Consider the following 19789-nt stretch of genomic DNA (forward strand, 5'->3'; position numbering starts at 1 on the left):
ATTGATCCAATTCAATTGAGCTTTGCCAATAAGCTCCTGAACTGGTGAGCTTTGGCTTTGCGGCCATTTCTGTCTAAAAATGATCATCGATCAGAACATGGTTATCCGAGCCAAGTGCTCCATTCAGCCCAATAACGGAGGAAGCAGCGATGAGCATCGAATTCATGGATGCAGTCAAATTGCTATTAGCCATTCTATCTGGCGCGCTCATCGGGGCGGAGCGGGAGTATCGCGATAAAACCGCTGGGTTTCGAACGCTGATTTTCATTTGCGTCGGTGCTACGCTATTCACCATGTTCTCTTTGAAAATTGGTGGGGAAAATGATCCTCGGATCGCTGCCAACATCGTGAGTGGCATCGGATTTTTGGGAGCTGGCGTGATCCTGCGAGAGAAAGGTCGCGTCCTTGGTCTGACAACAGCAGCGATGATCTGGCTTACAGCCGCCGTCGGAATGGGCATTGGCAGCGGATATTTCTTGCTTTCCGGTTTGACTGTCATTTTTGTGCTTATCATTCTTTTGGTGTTTCCACGGTTCGAACGCATGATCGATTTGGCCCGCGAAACACGCTCATATGAGATCGTTTGTGCTTTGAGATCTGAAAAAGCCACCGACCTGCAACAACTATTTCAGCGCAACAAGCTAACCGTTCGCAGCTTCAAGCAGGAGAAATCCGGGGATAAAATGACCTGCACGGTGGTGGTTGTCGGTTCGCCTCGCAATCATGAACAAGCTCGTCAGAAACTTTTACAAGATCCAGAAGTGCAATCGTTCACTTTTTGATGCATCACATGAGGCTTAAAATTCCCACGGAGGAAAAACAAGGATGTCTTTCGCAAAGCGATGCTTCTTTGCTTTCTCCTTTGGTTCATTGCTACTGATCTATTGTTCTTCCCCTCTCAAAAAACAAGTCGACTCCCTTTTCTCGATTTACGCGGGCAAAAATGTGCCCGGCGCCGCCTTGCTCATCATCAAAGATGGAAAACCCTTACTGAAAAAATGCTACGGCATGGCAGATGTAGAACGGCAGATCCCAGTTACGGAACAAACCAATTTTCGGCTTGCCTCGGTGACCAAGCAGTTCACTGCGATGTGTATCATGATGCTTGAAGAACGGGGCAAACTTTCCTATGACCAGCCTTTAACGGATATCTTCCCAAATTTCCCTGAATACGGTCGAAAGATCACCATCAGACACCTGTTAAACCACACCTCAGGGTTAATCGATTACGAGTCACTCATTCCGGATACGGCGACGAGCCAGGTCCTCGATAAAGATGTGCTTCAAATGATGATGTCCCAGGACTCGACCTATTTCCCTCCAGGAAGTCAATATCGCTACAGCAACTCAGGTTATGCAGTGTTGGCGATCATCGTGGAGCAGGTCAGCGGCCAACGGTTCGCTCAATTTTTGAAAGAAAATATCTTTGAGCCGCTCGGCATGAACACGACTGTGGCTTTCGAGCAGGGCGTTTCAGAGGTAAGTCATCGGGCTTACGGATATGCCAATGAAGATGGCCAGTTGATTCCCAAGGATCAGAGTCTGACAAGCGCCGTATTAGGAGACGGTGGAATTTATTCATCGATCGAAGATTTATTTAAATGGGATCAAGCGTTGTACACCGAGCGGCTGGTGCGGACTGAGACGCTCCACCAGGCATTTACCCCAGGCGTATTAAATGACGGGACGAAGCTCGATTATGGGTTCGGCTGGAGAATCGACTCCTATCGAGGTGTGATGCGCCAACATCATACTGGTCAGAGCTGCGGATTTGCGACCATTATCCAACGCTATCCCGAACAAAATTTCTCGATCATCATTTTGACCAATCGCAATGAGCCGATGTTAAATCAAACGGCGGATCAATTGGCGGATTGGTTTCTGTTCGGACGGTAAATTTTCTAGATCGATCGTTTGATCGAATTCAGCGAGGCAATCAAAAAGATCGTTCAGGTCGAAGGAATATAAAGAGAGAACTTATGAAAGGGACAAAGTCATGAGGCTCAAGGATCAGGTTTGGCGTATCGCATTTATCACGCTGCTCATTGGAAGTGCGCTTGTCGCTTCGAGTTTTGCCCAGCCGCGTTTTTTTGATACGGCTGAAGCAAAATCCGATCAAGTTCGTCTGACCATTTTTTATCCGACTCTGGGTAGCATCAATGATTTAATAGCGCTGAGGAACAATGGCTTGATCCAAATCGAAAACCTGGTGGTCATCGGTGTTTTTCACGCGAAAGAGCGGACCAATTATCAAGCCAGTATTGAATGGGCAGAGCAAAATCAAATCCAATGGCTGAAATTTCATCGGCTTGCTGGTGAGCTCAATAAAGATGTCCTGTTTCAAACCAATGCGCTGACCGATGAGTTCAAGACCATTTTCGAAAAATCGGATGGCATCATCTTTTTCGGGGGCGCTGATATTCCGCCTTATATTTATCGAAAGCAGACCAGTTTGTTCACCGAGATCGAAACCCCCTATCGAAGTTTTTTAGAGACATCATTCATTTTTCATCTTCTGGGCGGGCATCAAAATAGGAATTTTATCCCATTGCTTGAATCAGATCCATCATTTCCGATTCTCGGGATCTGTTTAGGCTGTCAAAGTTTGAATGTTGGGACTGGCGGGACATTGGTTCAGGATATCTGGTCAGAAATATATGGGAAGGGGACGGTGGAGGAAGTGCTGCGGTTGGGGCGAGATCGATGGCATACCAATCCTTACCGTCGGCTTTTTCCAGAGCAAAATTTAATCGGATACAATATGCATCCAATTAAATTGCATCGGGAGGGCAAATTGGTTACAGCGCTTGGCTTTCAGGCGAGCGATCAGCCGATGGTAATCAGTTCGCATCATCAGATGGCTGGCAGGCTCGGAAAAGGGATGAAAGTCATTGCGACTTCGCTGGACGGGAGGGTGATCGAGTCTTTGGAGCATCAGAAATATCCCAATGTGTTGGGCGTCCAATTTCATCCTGAGTTCTCCATTTTGTACGATCGGTCGCGTGCTTATCGGTTTCGTCCCGAGGAAGTCAACAAGGTCAGCCTATTAGAGATATTGGAAGGCAATCCGCCAAGCCTGGAGTTCCATCAGAAATTGTGGCATTGGTTCAGTGAGAAATTAAAAGCGCATCACAATAAAAAAGTGGCGACTGATCACTTACACCCATAGGAATTGGAAATTTTCGTTGTGGAGGGTGACCAATGAACCTCAGTGGACTGGAATTTTTGATTGGGAGACAATGAGGTGAATTTGAGAAGGAGAGAGGAAAAAATTATGCCAGACAAGTACATCGTTTCCCATGATATGGGGACGAGCAGCGACAAAGCGATTCTCATTTCTATCTACGGCGATATTGTTGATCTTGCCAAACAGGATTATCCCATCTACCATCCCCAGCATGGTTATGCTGAACAGGACCCCATGGATTGGTGGCGCGCGGTTTGTTATACCACGCGAACGGTCATCGAACGCTCTCGGGTGCGACCCGAAGACATTGTCGGGATCACATTTTCATCCCAGATGCAAAATTTAATCCCGGTAGATCGGTTGGGCGTGCCGTTGATGCGGTCCATGACCTGGTTAGATAGCCGATCAGCCGATATCATTCGGGAAAGATTATGGACTCCCCCTAGAATTTTGGGGTACAATATCTTTCATCTGTTGCGATTTTTGATCATCACTGGCGGTAGTCCTGGGCATACTGGCAAAGACCAAATCGGCAAGATGCTCTGGTTGCAGGCAAATCAATCTGAGCTATTTGCGAAGACCTACAAATTTCTCGATGCAAAGGATTTCATCATCTATCAACTTACTGGGAATATGGTCACCTCGGTCGATGTGGCAGTGATTTGGTGGCTTTTGGATACCCGAAAGAATCGCAATCGATGGCATCCGAAGTTATGCCGGTTGGCTGGGGTTCGGTTGGACCAACTTCCAGAGGTGAAGCCCAGCGCCGCGGTGGTTGGTCAAATTACGTCAGCCGCCGCTGAAGCGACTGGTCTGTTGCCTGGCACACCAGTGATCAATGGGGCGGGGGATTTAAGCGCTGCTGCCCTCGGTTCTGGTGCAATCGAAGACGGGGAATTGCACATTAGTCTCGGCACCAGCGGTTGGGTGGCTGGCCATTTCACGAAACGAAAGATCGATCTCGCCCATTATACGGGCTGCATTGGAAGCACCTATCCAGAGAAATACTATTTGGGAATGGCGCACCAGGAGACCGCTGGGGTTTGTTTAGAATGGCTGAAAAATAACGTGCTTTATCATAAAGAACAATTGACTGAGGAACGCAAGGTCGCGGAAATCTATCAGGTTCTAGACCAATTGGCCGAGCAAGCTGGCCCTGGGGCTAATGGTTTGCTGTTCACGCCTTGGATGTTCGGCGAACGCTGCCCATTAGACGACGATTACGTTCGGGCTGGGCTGTTTAACATTGGCCTCAATCACGCGCGCGAGCATATCATTCGCGCGGTGTTCGAGGGCATTGCCTTCAATACGCGCTGGGCCATGGAAACCCTGGAAAACCTATACCATCCAGTGGATCAGTTAAATATGATCGGCGGCGGAGCAAAAAGCAATATCTGGTGTCAGATCATGGCTGACATCACAAATCGCAAAATCAATCGCGTCAAAGATCCGCAACAAGCCGGTGCAAAGGGAATGGCACTGTTAGCAAGCATGACCCTGGGATATATCCCATCCTATCAGGACATCAAGAAATACATCAAAATCGACCGCGTTTTTACGCCCGATCCAGCCAATCGAAGTTTGTACGATCGGCTGTTCCGAGAATTCAAAAACATCTATAAGCAGAACAAAAGATGGTACAAGCGGATGAATGCGGGAGAAGGCATTCGGTAGGAGGTGGTTCACCGGATAACAAGTGGTGCGCTGTATCTCAATTCAACAGAAGAGAGGGTTCAAATGGAAGACTTGTCTCAATATTGCGCTCCTGGCGCCAGCTATCAACTGCAATGGGTGCCAGTTACCGACAATGTGACCCTACGAGTTGTCTCGTTCGCTCCGGCTAAGGACCAGGGACATCCTCCCATCCTGTTGGTCGCCGGCTGGATCACGCTCATCTCGGCCTGGAAGCCAGTGCTGCAAGAAATGACCAAAGATTTCACTGTTTATTATATCGAAACGCGGGAGAAAATTTCATCCCGGGTTCGCGGTAAGGTGGAATATGGTGTGGAGGATATCGCTCGCGATATTGTGCAATTGGTACGACATTTCGATTTTCAGCCGAATCGATACATTTTGTTCGGCAGTTCGCTGGGCGGTTCGGCCATTCTGGAATGCTGTCATCTATTGGATCGCGATCCATTATGCCTGGTCCTGGTCGGCCCCAATGCCTTGTTTCGGGTGCCGCGATTCGGCAAAGTGATCATTTACTTCTTCCCGCCGCGGCTTTACCTGCTCATTAAGCCGGTTGTGAAATGGTATTTGAAAACATTTCGGCTCGACGTGAAAAGCGATTATGAACAGTATCAAAAATATTGCAGTAATATCGACTCAGCCGATCCTTGGAAATTGAAAAAGGCAGTAATGAAACTTTGGCACTGGCAAGCATGGCCGCTTTTGGCAGATATCCACTATCCCGTGCTGATCTTCGGCGCATCAAAAGATTCGCTTCATGAACCAGAAAATCTGAAGCGCATGGTCTCGATGTTGCCTACCGCAACGTATATCGATATGGAGACGAATAAGGCCACACACAGCAAAGAGATGGTCCATAGAATGCGCGAATATCTTCAAACCATCTGATTGAAACTTCTGGAAACAAGGCCATTCGTCATTCCGAGCGAATCGAGGAATCTCATGCTTCAATCAGATAATAGATTGCTGCTTCGCTTCGTTCCACGCTATGACTCAAATTCGGATTTTTGAAGTCCTCTATTCTGGATTCAGATCAGAGCGGCTTGCAAGCGCCATTGGCCAAATTAAAAGTGGATCAAAATGGTGGTGGCATGGAAGGAGAAATAGAGCTTTCGATTGTGACATTTTCTTATGCCTCGAAGCTCCATTTTCGATATCAATTCTAATGAATTTGAACGAATCATGGGAATCATCTAAGTCCGATTTTAATGAGATTGCCATAGGCAAAATAGCTGAAGCGGATATTTTGCTTGACTTTTAGCGATAAATTTGTCATATTAGCCGCTAAAGAAGCTAATGGTCAATTTCGCGCGGAATGTCCTTGAACGAATTTGGTTCGGAGGGAAAAATGGCCCGACAGGAGCGATCTTCCAGCGGTATTGAGCAGATCCGGGAGATCATTTTCGGTGATCTAATCGAACAATATGATCGACAATTCGAGGTGCTGAACCAGCAGTGCCAGGCATTGCAACATAAAATTGAGCTATTACAGAAGAATCAAGCCGAGCTTGACCAGCGATTAGCTGAAAGCAGTGAGCAACAGCGCGCCACGAAGATAGACCAGGAGCAAACCAAAGCGGTGATCGAGCAGCTCAGGGATGAATTTGAGAGAAAACTGGTGGCGTTGGATCAGGCAAAAGTCGATAAAAGCCAAATCGGACAGGCGTTCATCGAATGGGGGATGAAAGTCAAACAAACTGGGCTGAATTAGGGCCAATATGCTATGCCATCACCAACTGATAGATCGCTTGAGGCGCTGCGAAAAATTTTGCTTCAAGAGGATGAGCTGAAGCTCAAACAGTTGGAACAAGAGTTGGTGCGCCTCAAAAAACAAATCGCTGATAAGGAAGCATTAATTGAATCGCTCGATCCAATCATTGCTGATCTGTTAGAACGAAAAATCGCCAGTTCTAAAGAGGAAATGGCCGCGGCGCTGGCGCCAGTGATGGGTGATGCGATCCGGCATCAGATCGCTGAAGCGAAGGATGATGTAGTGGATGCGCTCTATCCCATCATTGGCAAGACAATCCGCAAATCGGTAGCCGAGGCGATGAAAAAGCTGGTGGAGACCATTAACCAGAGGATCGACCAGGCGTTGCGCCGCAGTCTGTTTAAAAAACGCTTGGAAGCGAAGCTCACTGGCGTGTCGGAGTCCGAGTTAGTACTCAAAGAATCGCTCCCATTCCAGATCCAGCAGATCTTTCTTATTCATAAAGAAAGCGGCCTACTGTTATCCCACGTCTCTGTACCGAACGCCGAAGAAAAAGTGGATGAAGAGCTCATCGGCGGCATGTTGACCGCAATTCAAAATTTCGTGGTAGAAGCCTTTGCCGGGGAGAGCAAGCAAGATCTCAATGCGATTCAATATGGCGATCTCAATATCATCGTCGAACCTGCCAGCTATTTCTATCTGGCATGCGTGACCTCTGGGATTGAACCTGCGCAATTCAAGGAGGATGTACAAAACCTCAATCGGAAAATCCATAATCGTTTCTATAAATTGCTTCGGTATTTCGATGGTGATATCACCAAATTTGGTGATATCCCTCAATTATTAACCAATTTTATCCGAAAGTATGGGACGCGTTCTCTGCAGCCAGCCAAACAACGCCCCTCACCGCGACATCTCAAGTGGGCATGGATCGCTTTTGCAGTGTTTCTCATCGCCCTGATGCTTGCATTGGCGCCACGAATGCTGGTCAAGCAGCAAAGACCGATTAAAACCTCGACACCGATTTCAGCCGATATTTCCCATCGTCAGAGGGAAATTATTCACCAAATTGAGCAACAGATCGCTCAACGCGCCGAGTTCGGCGATGCCCAGTTCAAATTGCTGGTGGATGGAGAACAGATCATCATAGAAGGTATCGTTCCAAGCCAGAAGATCAAGCGGGAGCTGGGATTTTTGGTCAGTGAGATGAGCGAAGCCAAGGTCATCCTCAATAATCTGGAAGTCACTGGTTCCAGAAATGATGCCGATACCCGAGCAAGAAGCTATCTTGGTCAATGCTACATCTTTTTCGCGCCCAATCAAGCCATCATCGCCGATCATTATCAGAGCCGATTGGATAGCGTGGTGGCGATCATGAGAGAAGTGCCAGACTTGCGATTGATCGTGAAGGGTTATTCGGATAACTCAGCCAGCCACGATTATAATTTGATGTTATCCAAGCAGCGGGCGCAACAAGTGGCAGATTATTTGATGCAGCGGGGTCTCAATCGGGAGCGCATCGTGGTACAATTTTATGGGGAGGCCGACCCAATTGCTAATAATGATACCGAATTCGGCCGCGCCAAGAACCGACGGGTGGTTTTTGATGTCCTTTCGGAGAGGTGACTGGTGAATCAGATCATTACATTGAGCAAGAAAATCTGTATGCTGGGCTCATTTGGGGTGGGAAAAACCAGTTTGGTGAGACGATTTGTCTACAACGAGTTCCAAGAAAGCTACCAATCCACTTTGGGCGTTCAAATCCACAAGCAAAGCATCCAGATCGGCCAGAACCCAAGATACCAGTTCCATTTCATTTTATGGGATATCGCGCATATTGAAAAATTCGATAGCGTGATCAAGAGCTATTTCCACGGCGCTCATGGTGCGGTGGTGGTATTCGATGTCACCCGTGCCCAGACATTTGATCAGGTCGATAGTTACCTGAAACCGTTTCTGACGACTAATCCGCAAAGCAAGCTGGTTTTCGTTGCCAACAAAATTGACCTGATTGAACCATCGGATCATATCATGGAACAGTTGTTGCAGATCAGTAAAATATACAAAAAGCCCTATGTCCAGACCAGTGCCAAGCAAAATCTAAATATCGAAACGGTTTTCACCCGATTGGGAGAACAATTTATCAAAGTGGACTAAGCCGTGACAGATTTCATCGATACCATCCTCCGAGAACAGCGGATCGGCTATGCGATTTTCGATCGGGATTTGATGCTCAAACAATATAGCCGAAATTTTCCCACCATTATTCAGCAAGCTTCATTGGCTGATTCTTGTTCGATCTGGGACATTTTCCCTGAGTTGTTCGGCAGCGAGGATCAGATTGAAGCGGTGCAGAGGCAAAAACAGCGGCGCTTTCAGCTTGAAAAGATCAATAAATATTCACCCCACGGCCAACTCCATTATTACGACCTGACAATACTTCCTCTGAATGAACCGCCGAATCACCTGCTGACCCTCGTTGCCGATAGCACCAAAGAGGCATCATTACAGCAGCACATTCGACAACAGAAGTTCGAGATCGAGATGCTTCAGGCCAGCCTGGCTGGGTACGGAGGAAGTCTCGCTGCGGAGATATTGGGGGAATCAGATCAGATTAAGCGGGTGAGGGCCTTTGTTCAGAAGATCGCCCCGATCCGCAATACGACTATTTTGCTCTACGGCGAAAGTGGCACAGGGAAGAACTTGGTCGCACGGGCCATCCATCGTCATTCCCTCTCATCAAGTGCACCGTTCGTCGAGGTTAATTGCGCTTCGATCCCTGCTACCCTGTTAGAATCCGAGATCTTCGGCCATGAAAAGGGGGCTTTCACGAATGCGATCGTCGCCAAAAAAGGTTTGCTGGAGGAAGCCGATGGAGGGACGTTTTTTCTGGACGAAATCGGAGAACTCCCCTTTCCTTTACAAGCGAAATTTCTGTCGTTTTTGGAGAGCCATACCTTTCGTCGGCTGGGCAGCACCCAAGAGCGACGGGTCGATATTCGGGTGATTGCTGCCACCAATAAGGACTTGAAAGAGGCCGTGGCCAAGAATGAATTTCGACAAGATCTGTTCTTTCGGATCAATGTCATCAATCTCACGCTTCCGCCTTTGCGCGAATTAGGCAATGACATCATCATTATCGCCGATCATTTCATTCGGCTCTTTGCTTTTGATTTTAAAAAGAAGGTTTCTGGTCTTACTCCTGCGGCGCAACAGCGACTGCTCAAATATCACTGGCCTGGGAATGTTCGCGAGTTAAGGAACGTGATTGAGCGGGCGGTCATCTTCGCCGAGCATGATCGGATCGATGCCAATGAAATCATTTTGTCTGAGGATCAGCAGAAGCAGCCATCGATCGATCCATTCCGCTTGACCGATAGCGGACTATCATTAGAACAAATCGAAAAACAAATGTTGACCGAGGCGTTGATGAGAACTCATGGCAATCAAACCCGCGCTGCCAAATTGCTCGGCATCAGCCTGGATACCCTTCGCTATCGAATAAAAAAATATCAGATCCCCAGATAAGCCACATAAAAAATGGGAAAGTCATGAAAATTAGCCTGCCACTACATTTGAAGTTGATGCTCTGCCTTCTCATCCTTGGCTGGATGGTGTTTAAATTTTTTTCTTGCCAACACCGAACCACGGACACGTTTCGGATCATGACCTTCAATATCCGTTATGGCACGGCCGATGACGGCGAAAACTCCTGGACATATCGGCAGGCCAGAATAATTGAATTGCTCAACAAATATCGTCCTGATGTCTTAGGGGTGCAGGAGGCGCTCGAGTTCCAGATAGGAGCGATTGCCTCTGCTTTTCCACATTGGCGGTCCTTTGGTATCGGACGTTATTATGGTATCGAACTACCCGATCGACCCCATGAAAGCCTTTTTGGCGAATCTTGCAACATCTTTTATGACACAACCAAATTTCAGCTCATCGATCATGGCACGTTCTGGCACAGCGATACGCCCGAAATCCCCGGCAGCATGAGCTGGGGCAACACACTGCCGCGCATCACCACCTGGGGGATAATGCTAATAAAAAATACGAATCGCAAGTTGTTTGTAATGAACACCCATTTCCATTGGGATGAGCCGTATGTGACCAATGCGTCTCGCCTCATCTTGAAACGCTACCGGGCTTTGTCTGGTAGTCTACCTACTATCTTGATGGGCGATTTCAATCTGCCGCCGAGGTCATGGACGCATCAATTTTTTTGTGGCGAGTTAGACATGGATATCATTCAGGGAAATTTTTTTGATCCTTGGGTCGCATTGGGCAAATCTGACCAAAACGCTGGGACTTTTAACGGTTTCCGAGGCGATCGGAGCGGCGAGCGGATCGATTGGATTTTAGCTACATCGCAGATCACATTCAAAGATATTCGGATTATTCATGATCAATTTGATGGCAAGTTTCCAAGCGATCATTTTCCAGTAATCGCCATCGCTGATTTTCAATAATGTCAGACTTTGTTATCGTCTTTGTTTGTTTCTTTCAATTGTGGATCACACTGGCCATGAGGCTTGTTACTGGCTTTTACTGAAATGAGAGCCAACAGCAATGAATCTTCATTTTTCTGAAGCTAAAGGTAGTTGAGTCCGATAAAATTCTATCGAATGGATCGCGAGATTTATTCAAGATCAAATCGAAAACAACCAAATAACCAAGGAGGAAAAAATGTCTGTCGCCAGAGTCACAGAGATCACGGCGTCTTCACCGAAAAGTTTTGAGGATGCCATTCGGGTGGGGATTGAGCGAGCTGCCAAAACCCTCGAAAATGTTCAGGGTGCCTGGATCAAAGAGCAGAAAGTCATCGTCCAGGACAACAAAATCACCGAGTACCGCGTCACCATGAAGGTGACATTCGTGCTGAAAGATTAGTTTCAGCGGGTATTGACAATAAGACATCCTGTTGGCTCAGCTTCAAAAATACGCCCCGGTCTCAGTCCAATTAAGCCGGGGCGTCTTATTATGTCCAAGCATCATAATGATTCTTGTGCGTTTTAAGATGTTGGATTTTTCTGTTGGGGATAAATTTTTCGCATGATCCAGAAGATCGGCAAGCCCAGCACAAAGATGATTGAGCCGAATAAGGCCGGTTTTGGTTCAGTTAATAGCACATTTAGCGAAACGCTAAGCAAGAAAATTACAAAGATGGCTGGGACAATTGGATATAAGGGCACCTGATACTCTGATTGATCTGGCTCCTTTTTAGCGCGATGACGCAACACAAAAATCGTCGCTGCGACAATGGCCAGGTTCAGGCTATCAAGAAACATCACATAATTGACCAATTTCTCGAAGGTGCCCAGTAGGAAAATTGAAAGGAGGATCGTAGCGCAATAAAAGATCAAGCTGAATTCCTGGGTTTGAGTTCTGGGATTAACACGTTTGAAGATGGCTGGTAATACGCGATCTTGGGCCATGGCATAGTAGGCTCGAGGCGTCTGCATCATATTGACGTTTAAAAATCCAAAGGCGGAGAGAAAGATGGCCAGCGAGATGAGAAAATAGCCTCCATTACCAAAGCAATAGCGCGCCACTTCTGCCGCAACCAATTTGGCAGTGATCATCCCCTCAACCCCGAGCACCCGATAGTAGGCGAAATTGACCAGTAGATAGAGCGAAATGATAATGGCGATACCGAAAAAGATGGCCAGCGGGATATTCCGTTTTGGTTTTTGGACGTCGCCGCCGAAATTGATCGTGCCCTGATACCCGCCATACGTGTAGAAAACCGAGATTAAGCCAACAGCTAATGCCCAATAGAACGGTTGACTTGGGCTTTGGGGATCGGCTGGTGGAATTTGAGGAGTCAATCCACTATGTTTAAATGAGAAAGCTGCAAGGATAATGGCTAGGATCATGGCGATTTTGATTACGGTGAGCACATTCTGGGTCCTGGCGCCCATTTTGATCCCCAAAAAGTTGATCGCAAACAGAACCATAATTGCCCCCGCAGCGGTGAATTGCACGGTGGATTGCGTTTGCAATTCTTTTGGGAAAATGATGGGCACCAGGTATTCAGCGCCTATCATCGACACAGCGGCTGCTCCAGCCCCACCGATGATCAGCAGATTGGCCCAATTAAGCATAAAGGCCAGCGAAGAATGATAGCAATCGGCAACTACCTCATAATAGGCCCCTGGCCGAGTGAAACGCGAGCCGATCTCTGCGAAGGTGAGCGCACCACACAAACTGATGAGCCCGCCGAGGATCCAAGCCATGAAGAACAATAGAGGTGTTCGGGTCGCAGCCGCAACCATGGCCGGGGTCCGAAAAATCCCAATTCCAATCACCAGACTCACTACAATCATCGTTGTGTCGAATACCGTAAGCTTCGCTTTAATTGACATAAATTTCCTTTCGAGTAAGATGCTGGTGCACCCTTGCGAAGGCTGGGAACTTCGCAAGGGGGGGAGTCCCCATAATCCTTGCAAAGGTTAGCATCCGTTACAGGGTTCATTTTCAATTGGCAAATTTTGCTTTTGAAAGATACTCCCGTTTACCATGAATGAACCGTTTTTCGCCAACCACCTCGAACGATCCTTTCAGCCGAATATCTTCCGAAGAACTGCCAATCATCACTTCAAACTCGCCTGGCTCGACCACCAGTTTTAGATCAGCGTCATAAAATGCCAAGAGATCGGTCGAAAGTTCGAATTGGACCTTCTGCTTCTGCCCTGGCTCCAATTCGATTCGTTTGAACCCTTTTAGTTCTTTCACTGGCCTGGTGACCGAAGCGACGAGGTCATGGAGATAAAGTTGCACCACCTCATCCCCTTTCACAGAGCCGGTGTTTTGCACCTCCAGCGAAATTGTCACTTTTCCAGCAATGGGAACTTGTTTCGGTGCGATTTTGAGCTGGCTATACTTGAATTTGGTATAGCTCAGGCCATGACCAAAGGGAAAGAGCGGCTGGGAACTGGCGTCCACGTAGTCGATCCACAAATGGGAGCGACGTGCCGAGGGCTTGTGGCGATAGAAGATCGGTACTTGTCCCACCTTTGCCGGGAACGTGATGGGCAGCTTGCCGCCGGGATTGAAGTCACCGAATAGGACATCTGCGATCGCATTGCCGCCCTCCTCACCAGGGAGCCAGGCTTCAATGATCGCGGGGATATGCTGTGCTTCCCATTCCAGTGTATACGGTCGTCCGTTGACGAGCACCAGCACCACAGGCGTCCCGGTGGCATGAATCGCTTTGACCAATTCCGATTGGACGCCAGGCAAATTCAATTCAGCCCGATCGCGCTCCTCCCCAGAGGTGCAGTCTGGCACAAACCCAGATTTGCCACCGACGACCACTACGGCCACTTCTGCTTGGCGAGCAGCTGCGATCGCTGCCTCAAAACCTTCTGTTGAACCACCCGTCACCGTACAACCAAGAGCAAACAGTACCTCAGCGCTTTCTGGCACCTTCGATTTGATCCCCTCCAAAACAGTGACGACCTGAACCGTTGGATTGGGGAGGCTTGTCAGATCGATGGTTTTATTTTTCTCCTTGGCTTTGAGAATTTCTCGAAATTCCACGATGGTGGGATAGCTGTAATCACCCAATAAATTGCGCCAGCTATCCGCATTTGGGCCTATCACAGCGATTTTATCCAGATTTTTATTCAAGGGCAAAAGACCGCCCTCGTTTTTAAGTAGCACAATGGATTTTCGCGCCAGTTCCAAGGCAAATTTCCGGTGCATCGGTTGTTCCAATGGTCCACTGTTGGCGCGTTCAGCGAATGGATTTTCGAAGATGCCCAATGCGAACTTCAAACGGAGTACTCGAGCTACCGCCCGGTCGATCAAATTTTCAGAGATCAGCCCCTTTTGCACGGCAGCCTTGAGTTGATCGCCATAGCAGTCCAGCTCTGGCAACTCAATATCGATCCCGGCTTCTAATGCCAAACAGCCAGCCTCCATTTTATCCTTAGCGATATGATGATATTCGTAGAGCATGGGGATGGCCTCGTAGTCCGAAACCACAATCCCGGTAAAGCCCCACTCGCCGCGGAGGATATCGGTCAATAGCTGGCGGTTGGCACCGCAGGGGATGCCATCTAGCTCGTGATAGGCGTTCATCACGCTGAGCCCACCAGCTTCGCGCACCGCTACCTCAAAAGGAAACAAGAATACCTCGCGGAATTCACGGCTGGGGATATGAGCTGGCGCCCAATTGAGACCGGCCTGTGAGGCGCTATATCCAGCAAAATGTTTCACTGTGGCTGCCACCGCATGTCTCAAATCATCGCCCTGCAGACCTCTGATATAGGCTTTCCCCATCGCTGCGACCAGGTACGGATCTTCGCCGTACGTCTCCTCGGTTCGGCCCCAGCGAGGGTCTCGTGCCACATCTAGCACTGGCGCCAATCCTTGGTGCACGTTGATGGCTTTGAGCTGAATGCGGATGGTCTTGGTCATGGTTTCGATTAGCTCTGGCTCCCAGGTGCTGGCCAGGCCGATCGCTTGTGGAAAAATCGTGGCGCCTTTCGCCTGCCAACCAGTCAAGCACTCCTCATGCAGTATCGCGGGAATGCCCAGGCGAGTTTCTTCGATGAGAAAACGCTGGACTAAATTCACGAATTCAGCCACTTGACCATATTCCAGATCCGTTCCCCCAGCCGGGCGAGTGATCTGCCCAATGCCATGTTTTAGCAGCTTCCGCGCTTTATCGATTGAAAAGGTCTGCCGATTTTTCATCAAGGAATAGCCCCAGACCGATTGCAATTGCGCGATTTTTTCGTCAAGCGTCATGCGTGATAGTAGATCTTCCGTGCGTCTCTCAACGGATTGAGAGGGATCGCGATAAATTTCCATATTCGTCTCCAATTTTATTCCTTGCTGATATCTAGAAATCTTTTAAAATTCAGATCGATTCTCTTTAATTTGCCACTCGATAAAAAAAACAATAAAAGATGAATTAGCGAAATTAGATCGATTGGTGAAATTTGCTGTCACGAATTCAATCAGATCTATGCAGAAATATCACTTCAAGAAATTCCTCAAGTTTTCCCCTAGTACTTTTACCATTTCTTTGTACACCGCATTGCGACTGTGGCGCTGCATTCGGTTCTCGTAAAGCGCCTGAACCAGCCGCATGGGCCAGTCTGTATCCGCATTTTGGCTATTTACCTGGATCGAAAAGTGTAACTTTTCCGACGCAATGACATCCATCAATTCAGAAAGCTGGTGAGGCTGCACATCGGATTGGCATTCGATCCACAGCAAGGCGTTTTTCTGTTGCGCCAGCGCTTTCACTTCCTCGATCATGAGGGGGCTCAACGGTGGCCTTTTTTGAACGATCACTTTGCCGCTGAAATTGCGGAGCAGCTTCTGAAGCAACTCGTGATGCTCAATTTGCCAGAAAATGGCGATATTTTCCGCCTGACAGATCCTGAGCACTTCTTCACCGAACGCACTCAGTTTGCTCCCTTCGAACATCATGTCCGATCGGTCATTCAACACTAAAAAAGTCAAGCCCAGCTTCGGTAGATTGCGCAATGCGCCCAGGTCCCGTTGAAATATCTGGCTCCCCACTACCCCGGTGGCAATGGCAATTTTGCCCTCACTCCTGGCTTGATGCAGCGAGTTTCCATTTTGGTAGCGAAGCGCCAGATGACTGTTGTTTTTGACCCACTGGTTCATTTCATCGATGCTGCGATAACAGTTCTCGGGTTGGGAAAAAAGCGGGCCATCGAGCGGCAACACTACACCGCTGAAGCCAGCGTCGATCTGCTCTTTTAGCCACTGTTTCAATTCATGTTCCTCTCGGAATTGTTGGTCGCGCGTGAGCGCGAAATCCAATTGATCGCCAAACATGAGAAAGGTGCGACCCTGGCGATTGCCGTCAAATAGCAAACTGGATGGATGATTGCCAAATCGAAGCAACAGCTCTGTGACACGATCGCCGACGAATTGCAGCGACTGCGGATTGATCTGACTGGGGTCATCCTCGAACTGATGATAAAATGGATGATCGCCGGTGGAATAGAAAGTGAAATCTGGGATGCCCTGCTCGATGAAATGGGCGTGATCCGAGCCCCACATGCCGCCGGCGCGGCCGGCTGAAAATTTTTTCTGGATCGAATCTGAGAGCGCGCCGATCATTTCAGATACGATTCCCGGAAAATAATTTCTGCCACCGAAGCCAGCACCGCCATTACCCTGGCCAACCATGTCGAAATTGATCATGAGACAAATTTTTTCCACTGGAACTGTGGGATTGGTCGCGAAAAATTTTGAACCGCGCAGCCCCTGTTCCTCGCCTCCGAAGGCGATAAATACCAGGGAACGCCTCAAATCCGATTTGCGACTGGCAAAGACGCGAGCCAGTTCCATCACCGTGGCTGTGCCCGAGGCGTTATCGTCGGCACCGAAATAGCCAAATCCCGATGTCCCGAGCCCATTGTGATCCATGTGGGCGCCGATGACGATGAATTCATCTTTTAATATTGGATCATTGCCAGGCAGAATACCGATGACATTTTCGCCGACGCCTGGTTCGATTTTATCGACCTGTGCCTCGATGGACATGATTTTCCCCGTGGCGAAAGAGCCAGGCTTTTTCGCCAGATCGCGGATCACATGATCGAGTTGACGATAGGTGCCGCGAAAGATGTCCAGCGCCACCTTCTTTGAAACGCTCAGTGCTGGGAGCTGAGGAAAATAGCCGTCTTCATGAATCGTTCCCCCACGGATCGCCCAGTCGCGCTCGAACATCAATAGCGCGGCTGCTTCGTGTTTGGCGGCCTGCTGCATCTTGTAGTCCCGCTCGTTTTCCGCCGACCAGTCCTGACCATCACTCGGCGTGCCCCGATAGATTAACACGATTTTGCCAGCCACATCGATACCCGCGTAATCGTCCCAGCCCTTCTGTGGCTCGGAAATGCCGAACCCGACAAATATGACTTCGGCCGTAACTTTGCCCGATCCTGAATTGAAATAGAGATGAAAATCGTTTTCATCCTGATACGTGATTGGGGCGAACGGGCCGGTTTTCAGTTGCAGCTTCGCTGGCTTGCGCTGATGGGTGGTGATCATCGGATAGTGCTGAATAAACGTGCCCTGATCGCCGCCGGGCTGCAATCCCCAATTCTGAAATTGGGAGGCGATCCATTCGGCAGCCTTTCGAGCGCCGGGCAGGCCGGTCTTGCGGGCTTGGAATTGGGGCTGGCAGAGGATTTGAATATAATTAAGAGCTTTGTTTTGGTCAAATTTTTCTTGAGTAAAGGCCGAAAATATAAAAAGCAATAAGAAAGACAAAGTGTGAATCATTCTCTGCATGAACATAATGATGTCCTTAGTTTTTGTAGTGGCTGAATCAAAAAATTTTATGCTTTCATTCATATTGCATTATCATCGAGAGGCTGAGCAGAGCGTGCCACCTGAACAATTGCATCGAGCTTCTCTTTGATTTCAGGGTCAATTTGGTCGGGAGCTACAAATCGAGCGAGCTCATGAAAATTTTTCTTTTCCATTAAGTTTGGTAGCTGCAATTTTTTGAAGTAATTTTTAAAAAGCGGACCAAGAAAATCATCGCTTACTTTGGTGTTTTGATCCCAGGGAGAGCCTTTTCCCAGCGTCGCTAAAGCTGCTTCAGTCTCATGAATAGCTTCGCGCATCGCCTGTACCCGAGCCTTTGCTTCAGCTTCGCTAAAAAGAGGACCTGCAACGCTCGTTTCCGCTCCATATCGTGCATAAGCCTCTAATACTTCTGGAAAGCAGAAATAATTTTCAATCTCACGTTTGCGCCACATATAACCTTGGGCGCCAAGATCCGATGGCAAAGACATATCGAGTCGATCGAATATTGCTATGGCTTTTAAATGGGGCACAGCTTCCCGCAAGCCCTGAAAGTGCTTTCGAACCTCGCCTGGCTGGTTTCCGACATAATGGACAAACGGCCGCTGCAAAGCTTGAATTGCTTGTTCATGCTGCAAACGTTCAGCAAATGCCCTTAAAATCGCTAAATCGGTTGATCCTTCCAGATACAATACCCAACCAGTCTGTTCAGCCAAATAATATTGTTCAAACCCGATGTCGCGAAGCGATTTTAGCACCTGACTGCCGCGATCACTGAGCGCATGAGGTTTGCCTACAAAGGCAATAACCAAATCTTTATCAGCCGCCTCATTCAACAGCACTTCGGAATGGCTTGCCGCGATGACTTGGTTATTGTTTTCTCTGGCCACTTCAACCAAAATCTGATAAATCTGTCGTTGACGGAGTATTTCGAGGTGAGCATCTGGCTCATCGAGAAGTAGCACGGCTCCTGGATTGGCATACATATAGGCGAGAAGCAGTAACGTTTGTTGCAAACCGCGACCGCTTGACGACAAGTCCAAAGCTACACTCCGTTCAGAATAAGTCATCGTTATTTCACCACGCTCTGGAATATATTGCGGTTCGTCCAATTCAGCACCGAACAGCCATTTGATTTGATCTCTTAGCTTCTTCCAGTGTTGTTTGTTTTCCTGAGCAATTTTATAGCAAAGATTGCGAAGCACTTCGGCAGTGCGTCCCTCCCCTACGCGTACATTGATAGCGCCTTGATCGAGCCGTACTTCATTAGCAGCCAAACCTGACATGGGAGGAAGAAAAGCAATGCGAACCTGCGCAGCTTGCTCTGGTACCGGAAGCCTCTCTGATTCATTACTTTCAGAAATTCGAAGCGGCCGGCAGTAAAATGATTCTTCATTTGCGTAATCAAACTCAAGACCGCATCGCCATGACTGATTATTGATGACACCTTCCACGATGATGTCAATGCGAACATTTCGGGTTTGTGGCTTGTCGCCAACTCGTTTGACGTCACGGGTATGAAGATTCCGCCAGAGAAGGTTGGCGCTCGGCACCGGGATTGCAACCAAATCCCGTCGGTTGATGGCAACACCAGGCCTTTTCTCCGGGCTTTTTTGTGCACCGCGCTTTTCAAACCATTTCCTAATGCCTATTTCCCAAAGCGCCAGGCCCTGGAGGGCAGAGGTTTTACCTGAATTATTTGGGCCGATAAAAAGGACTGGATTGGCAAGATCAATTTCAACCTGGTCAAAGCGCTTGAAGTTGCGGATAATCAGTTTAGTTAGCATGGGTCTGTTCCCTCACTGGATAATACCCTTTTGATAACAAAATTCATTATTAATGAGATGCTATTCGGATTGAAAGCCTTGCAAAGATTCAAAACTTTCGCAAAG

Annotated in this window: 15 protein-coding genes; 11 read left to right on the forward strand and 4 right to left on the reverse strand. The window is 48.2% G+C overall.

The window, feature by feature from the left end; all coding sequences use genetic code 11:
• Positions 1 to 149: 149 nt before the first annotated feature.
• From ONB37_01985 to ONB37_02035, 11 genes are all read left to right on the forward strand, one after another.
• Entirely contained in the window at positions 150 to 782 is a 633-nt protein-coding gene (locus tag ONB37_01985) for an MgtC/SapB family protein (GenBank protein MDZ7398912.1), read from the forward strand.
• A gap of 43 nt (positions 783 to 825) precedes the next feature.
• Positions 826 to 1896, forward strand: coding sequence for a beta-lactamase family protein (locus ONB37_01990; GenBank protein ID MDZ7398913.1), 1071 nt, complete (start codon positions 826 to 828; stop codon positions 1894 to 1896).
• A 100-nt stretch (positions 1897 to 1996) separates the two neighbouring features.
• A complete protein-coding gene (locus ONB37_01995; protein ID MDZ7398914.1) occupies positions 1997 to 3169 on the forward strand; it encodes a gamma-glutamyl-gamma-aminobutyrate hydrolase family protein in 1173 nt (390 codons plus the stop codon).
• 105 nt (positions 3170 to 3274) lie between these two features.
• On the forward strand, positions 3275 to 4861 hold the full coding sequence (locus tag ONB37_02000; protein MDZ7398915.1) for an FGGY-family carbohydrate kinase: 1587 nt from the start codon (positions 3275 to 3277) through the stop codon (positions 4859 to 4861).
• Between the two features lie 63 nt (positions 4862 to 4924).
• Positions 4925 to 5767, forward strand: coding sequence for an alpha/beta hydrolase (locus tag ONB37_02005; protein ID MDZ7398916.1), 843 nt, complete (start codon positions 4925 to 4927; stop codon positions 5765 to 5767).
• A gap of 460 nt (positions 5768 to 6227) precedes the next feature.
• Complete coding sequence (locus ONB37_02010) at positions 6228 to 6590, forward strand: hypothetical protein (protein ID MDZ7398917.1); 363 nt, start codon at positions 6228 to 6230, stop codon at positions 6588 to 6590.
• A 12-nt stretch (positions 6591 to 6602) separates the two neighbouring features.
• Positions 6603 to 8216, forward strand: coding sequence for an OmpA family protein (locus ONB37_02015; protein MDZ7398918.1), 1614 nt, complete (start codon positions 6603 to 6605; stop codon positions 8214 to 8216).
• 3 nt (positions 8217 to 8219) lie between these two features.
• Positions 8220 to 8747 carry a GTP-binding protein gene (locus ONB37_02020; protein MDZ7398919.1) on the forward strand — a complete coding sequence of 176 codons (528 nt, stop codon included), beginning with the start codon at positions 8220 to 8222 and terminating at the stop codon, positions 8745 to 8747.
• 3 nt (positions 8748 to 8750) lie between these two features.
• Positions 8751 to 10118: a sigma 54-interacting transcriptional regulator gene (locus tag ONB37_02025; GenBank protein MDZ7398920.1), complete on the forward strand. Its 1368-nt coding sequence runs from the start codon at positions 8751 to 8753 to the stop codon at positions 10116 to 10118.
• 23 nt (positions 10119 to 10141) lie between these two features.
• Entirely contained in the window at positions 10142 to 11062 is a 921-nt protein-coding gene (locus tag ONB37_02030; GenBank protein ID MDZ7398921.1) for an endonuclease/exonuclease/phosphatase family protein, read from the forward strand.
• Between the two features lie 217 nt (positions 11063 to 11279).
• On the forward strand, positions 11280 to 11483 hold the full coding sequence (locus tag ONB37_02035) for a dodecin family protein (protein MDZ7398922.1): 204 nt from the start codon (positions 11280 to 11282) through the stop codon (positions 11481 to 11483).
• Positions 11484 to 11605: 122 nt separating this feature from the next.
• On the opposite strand, the gene ONB37_02040 is transcribed toward ONB37_02035, so the two are convergent.
• The 4 genes from ONB37_02040 to ONB37_02055 form a co-directional block, all read right to left on the reverse strand.
• A complete protein-coding gene (locus tag ONB37_02040) occupies positions 11606 to 12958 on the reverse strand; it encodes an amino acid permease (GenBank protein ID MDZ7398923.1) in 1353 nt (450 codons plus the stop codon).
• A 112-nt stretch (positions 12959 to 13070) separates the two neighbouring features.
• Positions 13071 to 15413: a glycoside hydrolase family 3 C-terminal domain-containing protein gene (locus ONB37_02045; protein ID MDZ7398924.1), complete on the reverse strand. Its 2343-nt coding sequence runs from the start codon at positions 15411 to 15413 to the stop codon at positions 13071 to 13073.
• 168 nt (positions 15414 to 15581) lie between these two features.
• Complete coding sequence (locus tag ONB37_02050) at positions 15582 to 17885, reverse strand: M28 family peptidase (GenBank protein MDZ7398925.1); 2304 nt, start codon at positions 17883 to 17885, stop codon at positions 15582 to 15584.
• Between the two features lie 53 nt (positions 17886 to 17938).
• A complete protein-coding gene (locus ONB37_02055) occupies positions 17939 to 19684 on the reverse strand; it encodes an AAA family ATPase (protein ID MDZ7398926.1) in 1746 nt (581 codons plus the stop codon).
• Positions 19685 to 19789: the final 105 nt, after the last annotated feature.

This window comes from candidate division KSB1 bacterium (assembly GCA_034506395.1).
In the GTDB taxonomy this organism is placed as follows: domain Bacteria; phylum Zhuqueibacterota; class Zhuqueibacteria; order Thermofontimicrobiales; family Thermofontimicrobiaceae; genus Thermofontimicrobium.

What these genes read in the sequence shown, in the direction of transcription:
- ONB37_01990 (MDZ7398913.1), top strand. Translation starts at nt 826, where the DNA reads ATGTCTTTCGCAAAGCGATGCTTCTTTGCTTTCTCCTTTGGTTCATTG.
- ONB37_02005 (MDZ7398916.1), top strand. Translation starts at nt 4,925, where the DNA reads ATGGAAGACTTGTCTCAATATTGCGCTCCTGGCGCCAGCTATCAACTG.
- ONB37_02050 (MDZ7398925.1), bottom strand. Translation starts at nt 17,885, where the DNA reads ATGTTCATGCAGAGAATGATTCACACTTTGTCTTTCTTATTGCTTTTT.
- ONB37_01995 (MDZ7398914.1), top strand. Translation starts at nt 1,997, where the DNA reads ATGAGGCTCAAGGATCAGGTTTGGCGTATCGCATTTATCACGCTGCTC.
- ONB37_02010 (MDZ7398917.1), top strand. Translation starts at nt 6,228, where the DNA reads ATGGCCCGACAGGAGCGATCTTCCAGCGGTATTGAGCAGATCCGGGAG.
- ONB37_02040 (MDZ7398923.1), bottom strand. Translation starts at nt 12,958, where the DNA reads ATGTCAATTAAAGCGAAGCTTACGGTATTCGACACAACGATGATTGTA.
- ONB37_02030 (MDZ7398921.1), top strand. Translation starts at nt 10,142, where the DNA reads ATGAAAATTAGCCTGCCACTACATTTGAAGTTGATGCTCTGCCTTCTC.
- ONB37_02045 (MDZ7398924.1), bottom strand. Translation starts at nt 15,413, where the DNA reads ATGGAAATTTATCGCGATCCCTCTCAATCCGTTGAGAGACGCACGGAA.
- ONB37_02055 (MDZ7398926.1), bottom strand. Translation starts at nt 19,684, where the DNA reads ATGCTAACTAAACTGATTATCCGCAACTTCAAGCGCTTTGACCAGGTT.
- ONB37_01985 (MDZ7398912.1), top strand. Translation starts at nt 150, where the DNA reads ATGAGCATCGAATTCATGGATGCAGTCAAATTGCTATTAGCCATTCTA.
- ONB37_02000 (MDZ7398915.1), top strand. Translation starts at nt 3,275, where the DNA reads ATGCCAGACAAGTACATCGTTTCCCATGATATGGGGACGAGCAGCGAC.
- ONB37_02015 (MDZ7398918.1), top strand. Translation starts at nt 6,603, where the DNA reads ATGCCATCACCAACTGATAGATCGCTTGAGGCGCTGCGAAAAATTTTG.
- ONB37_02035 (MDZ7398922.1), top strand. Translation starts at nt 11,280, where the DNA reads ATGTCTGTCGCCAGAGTCACAGAGATCACGGCGTCTTCACCGAAAAGT.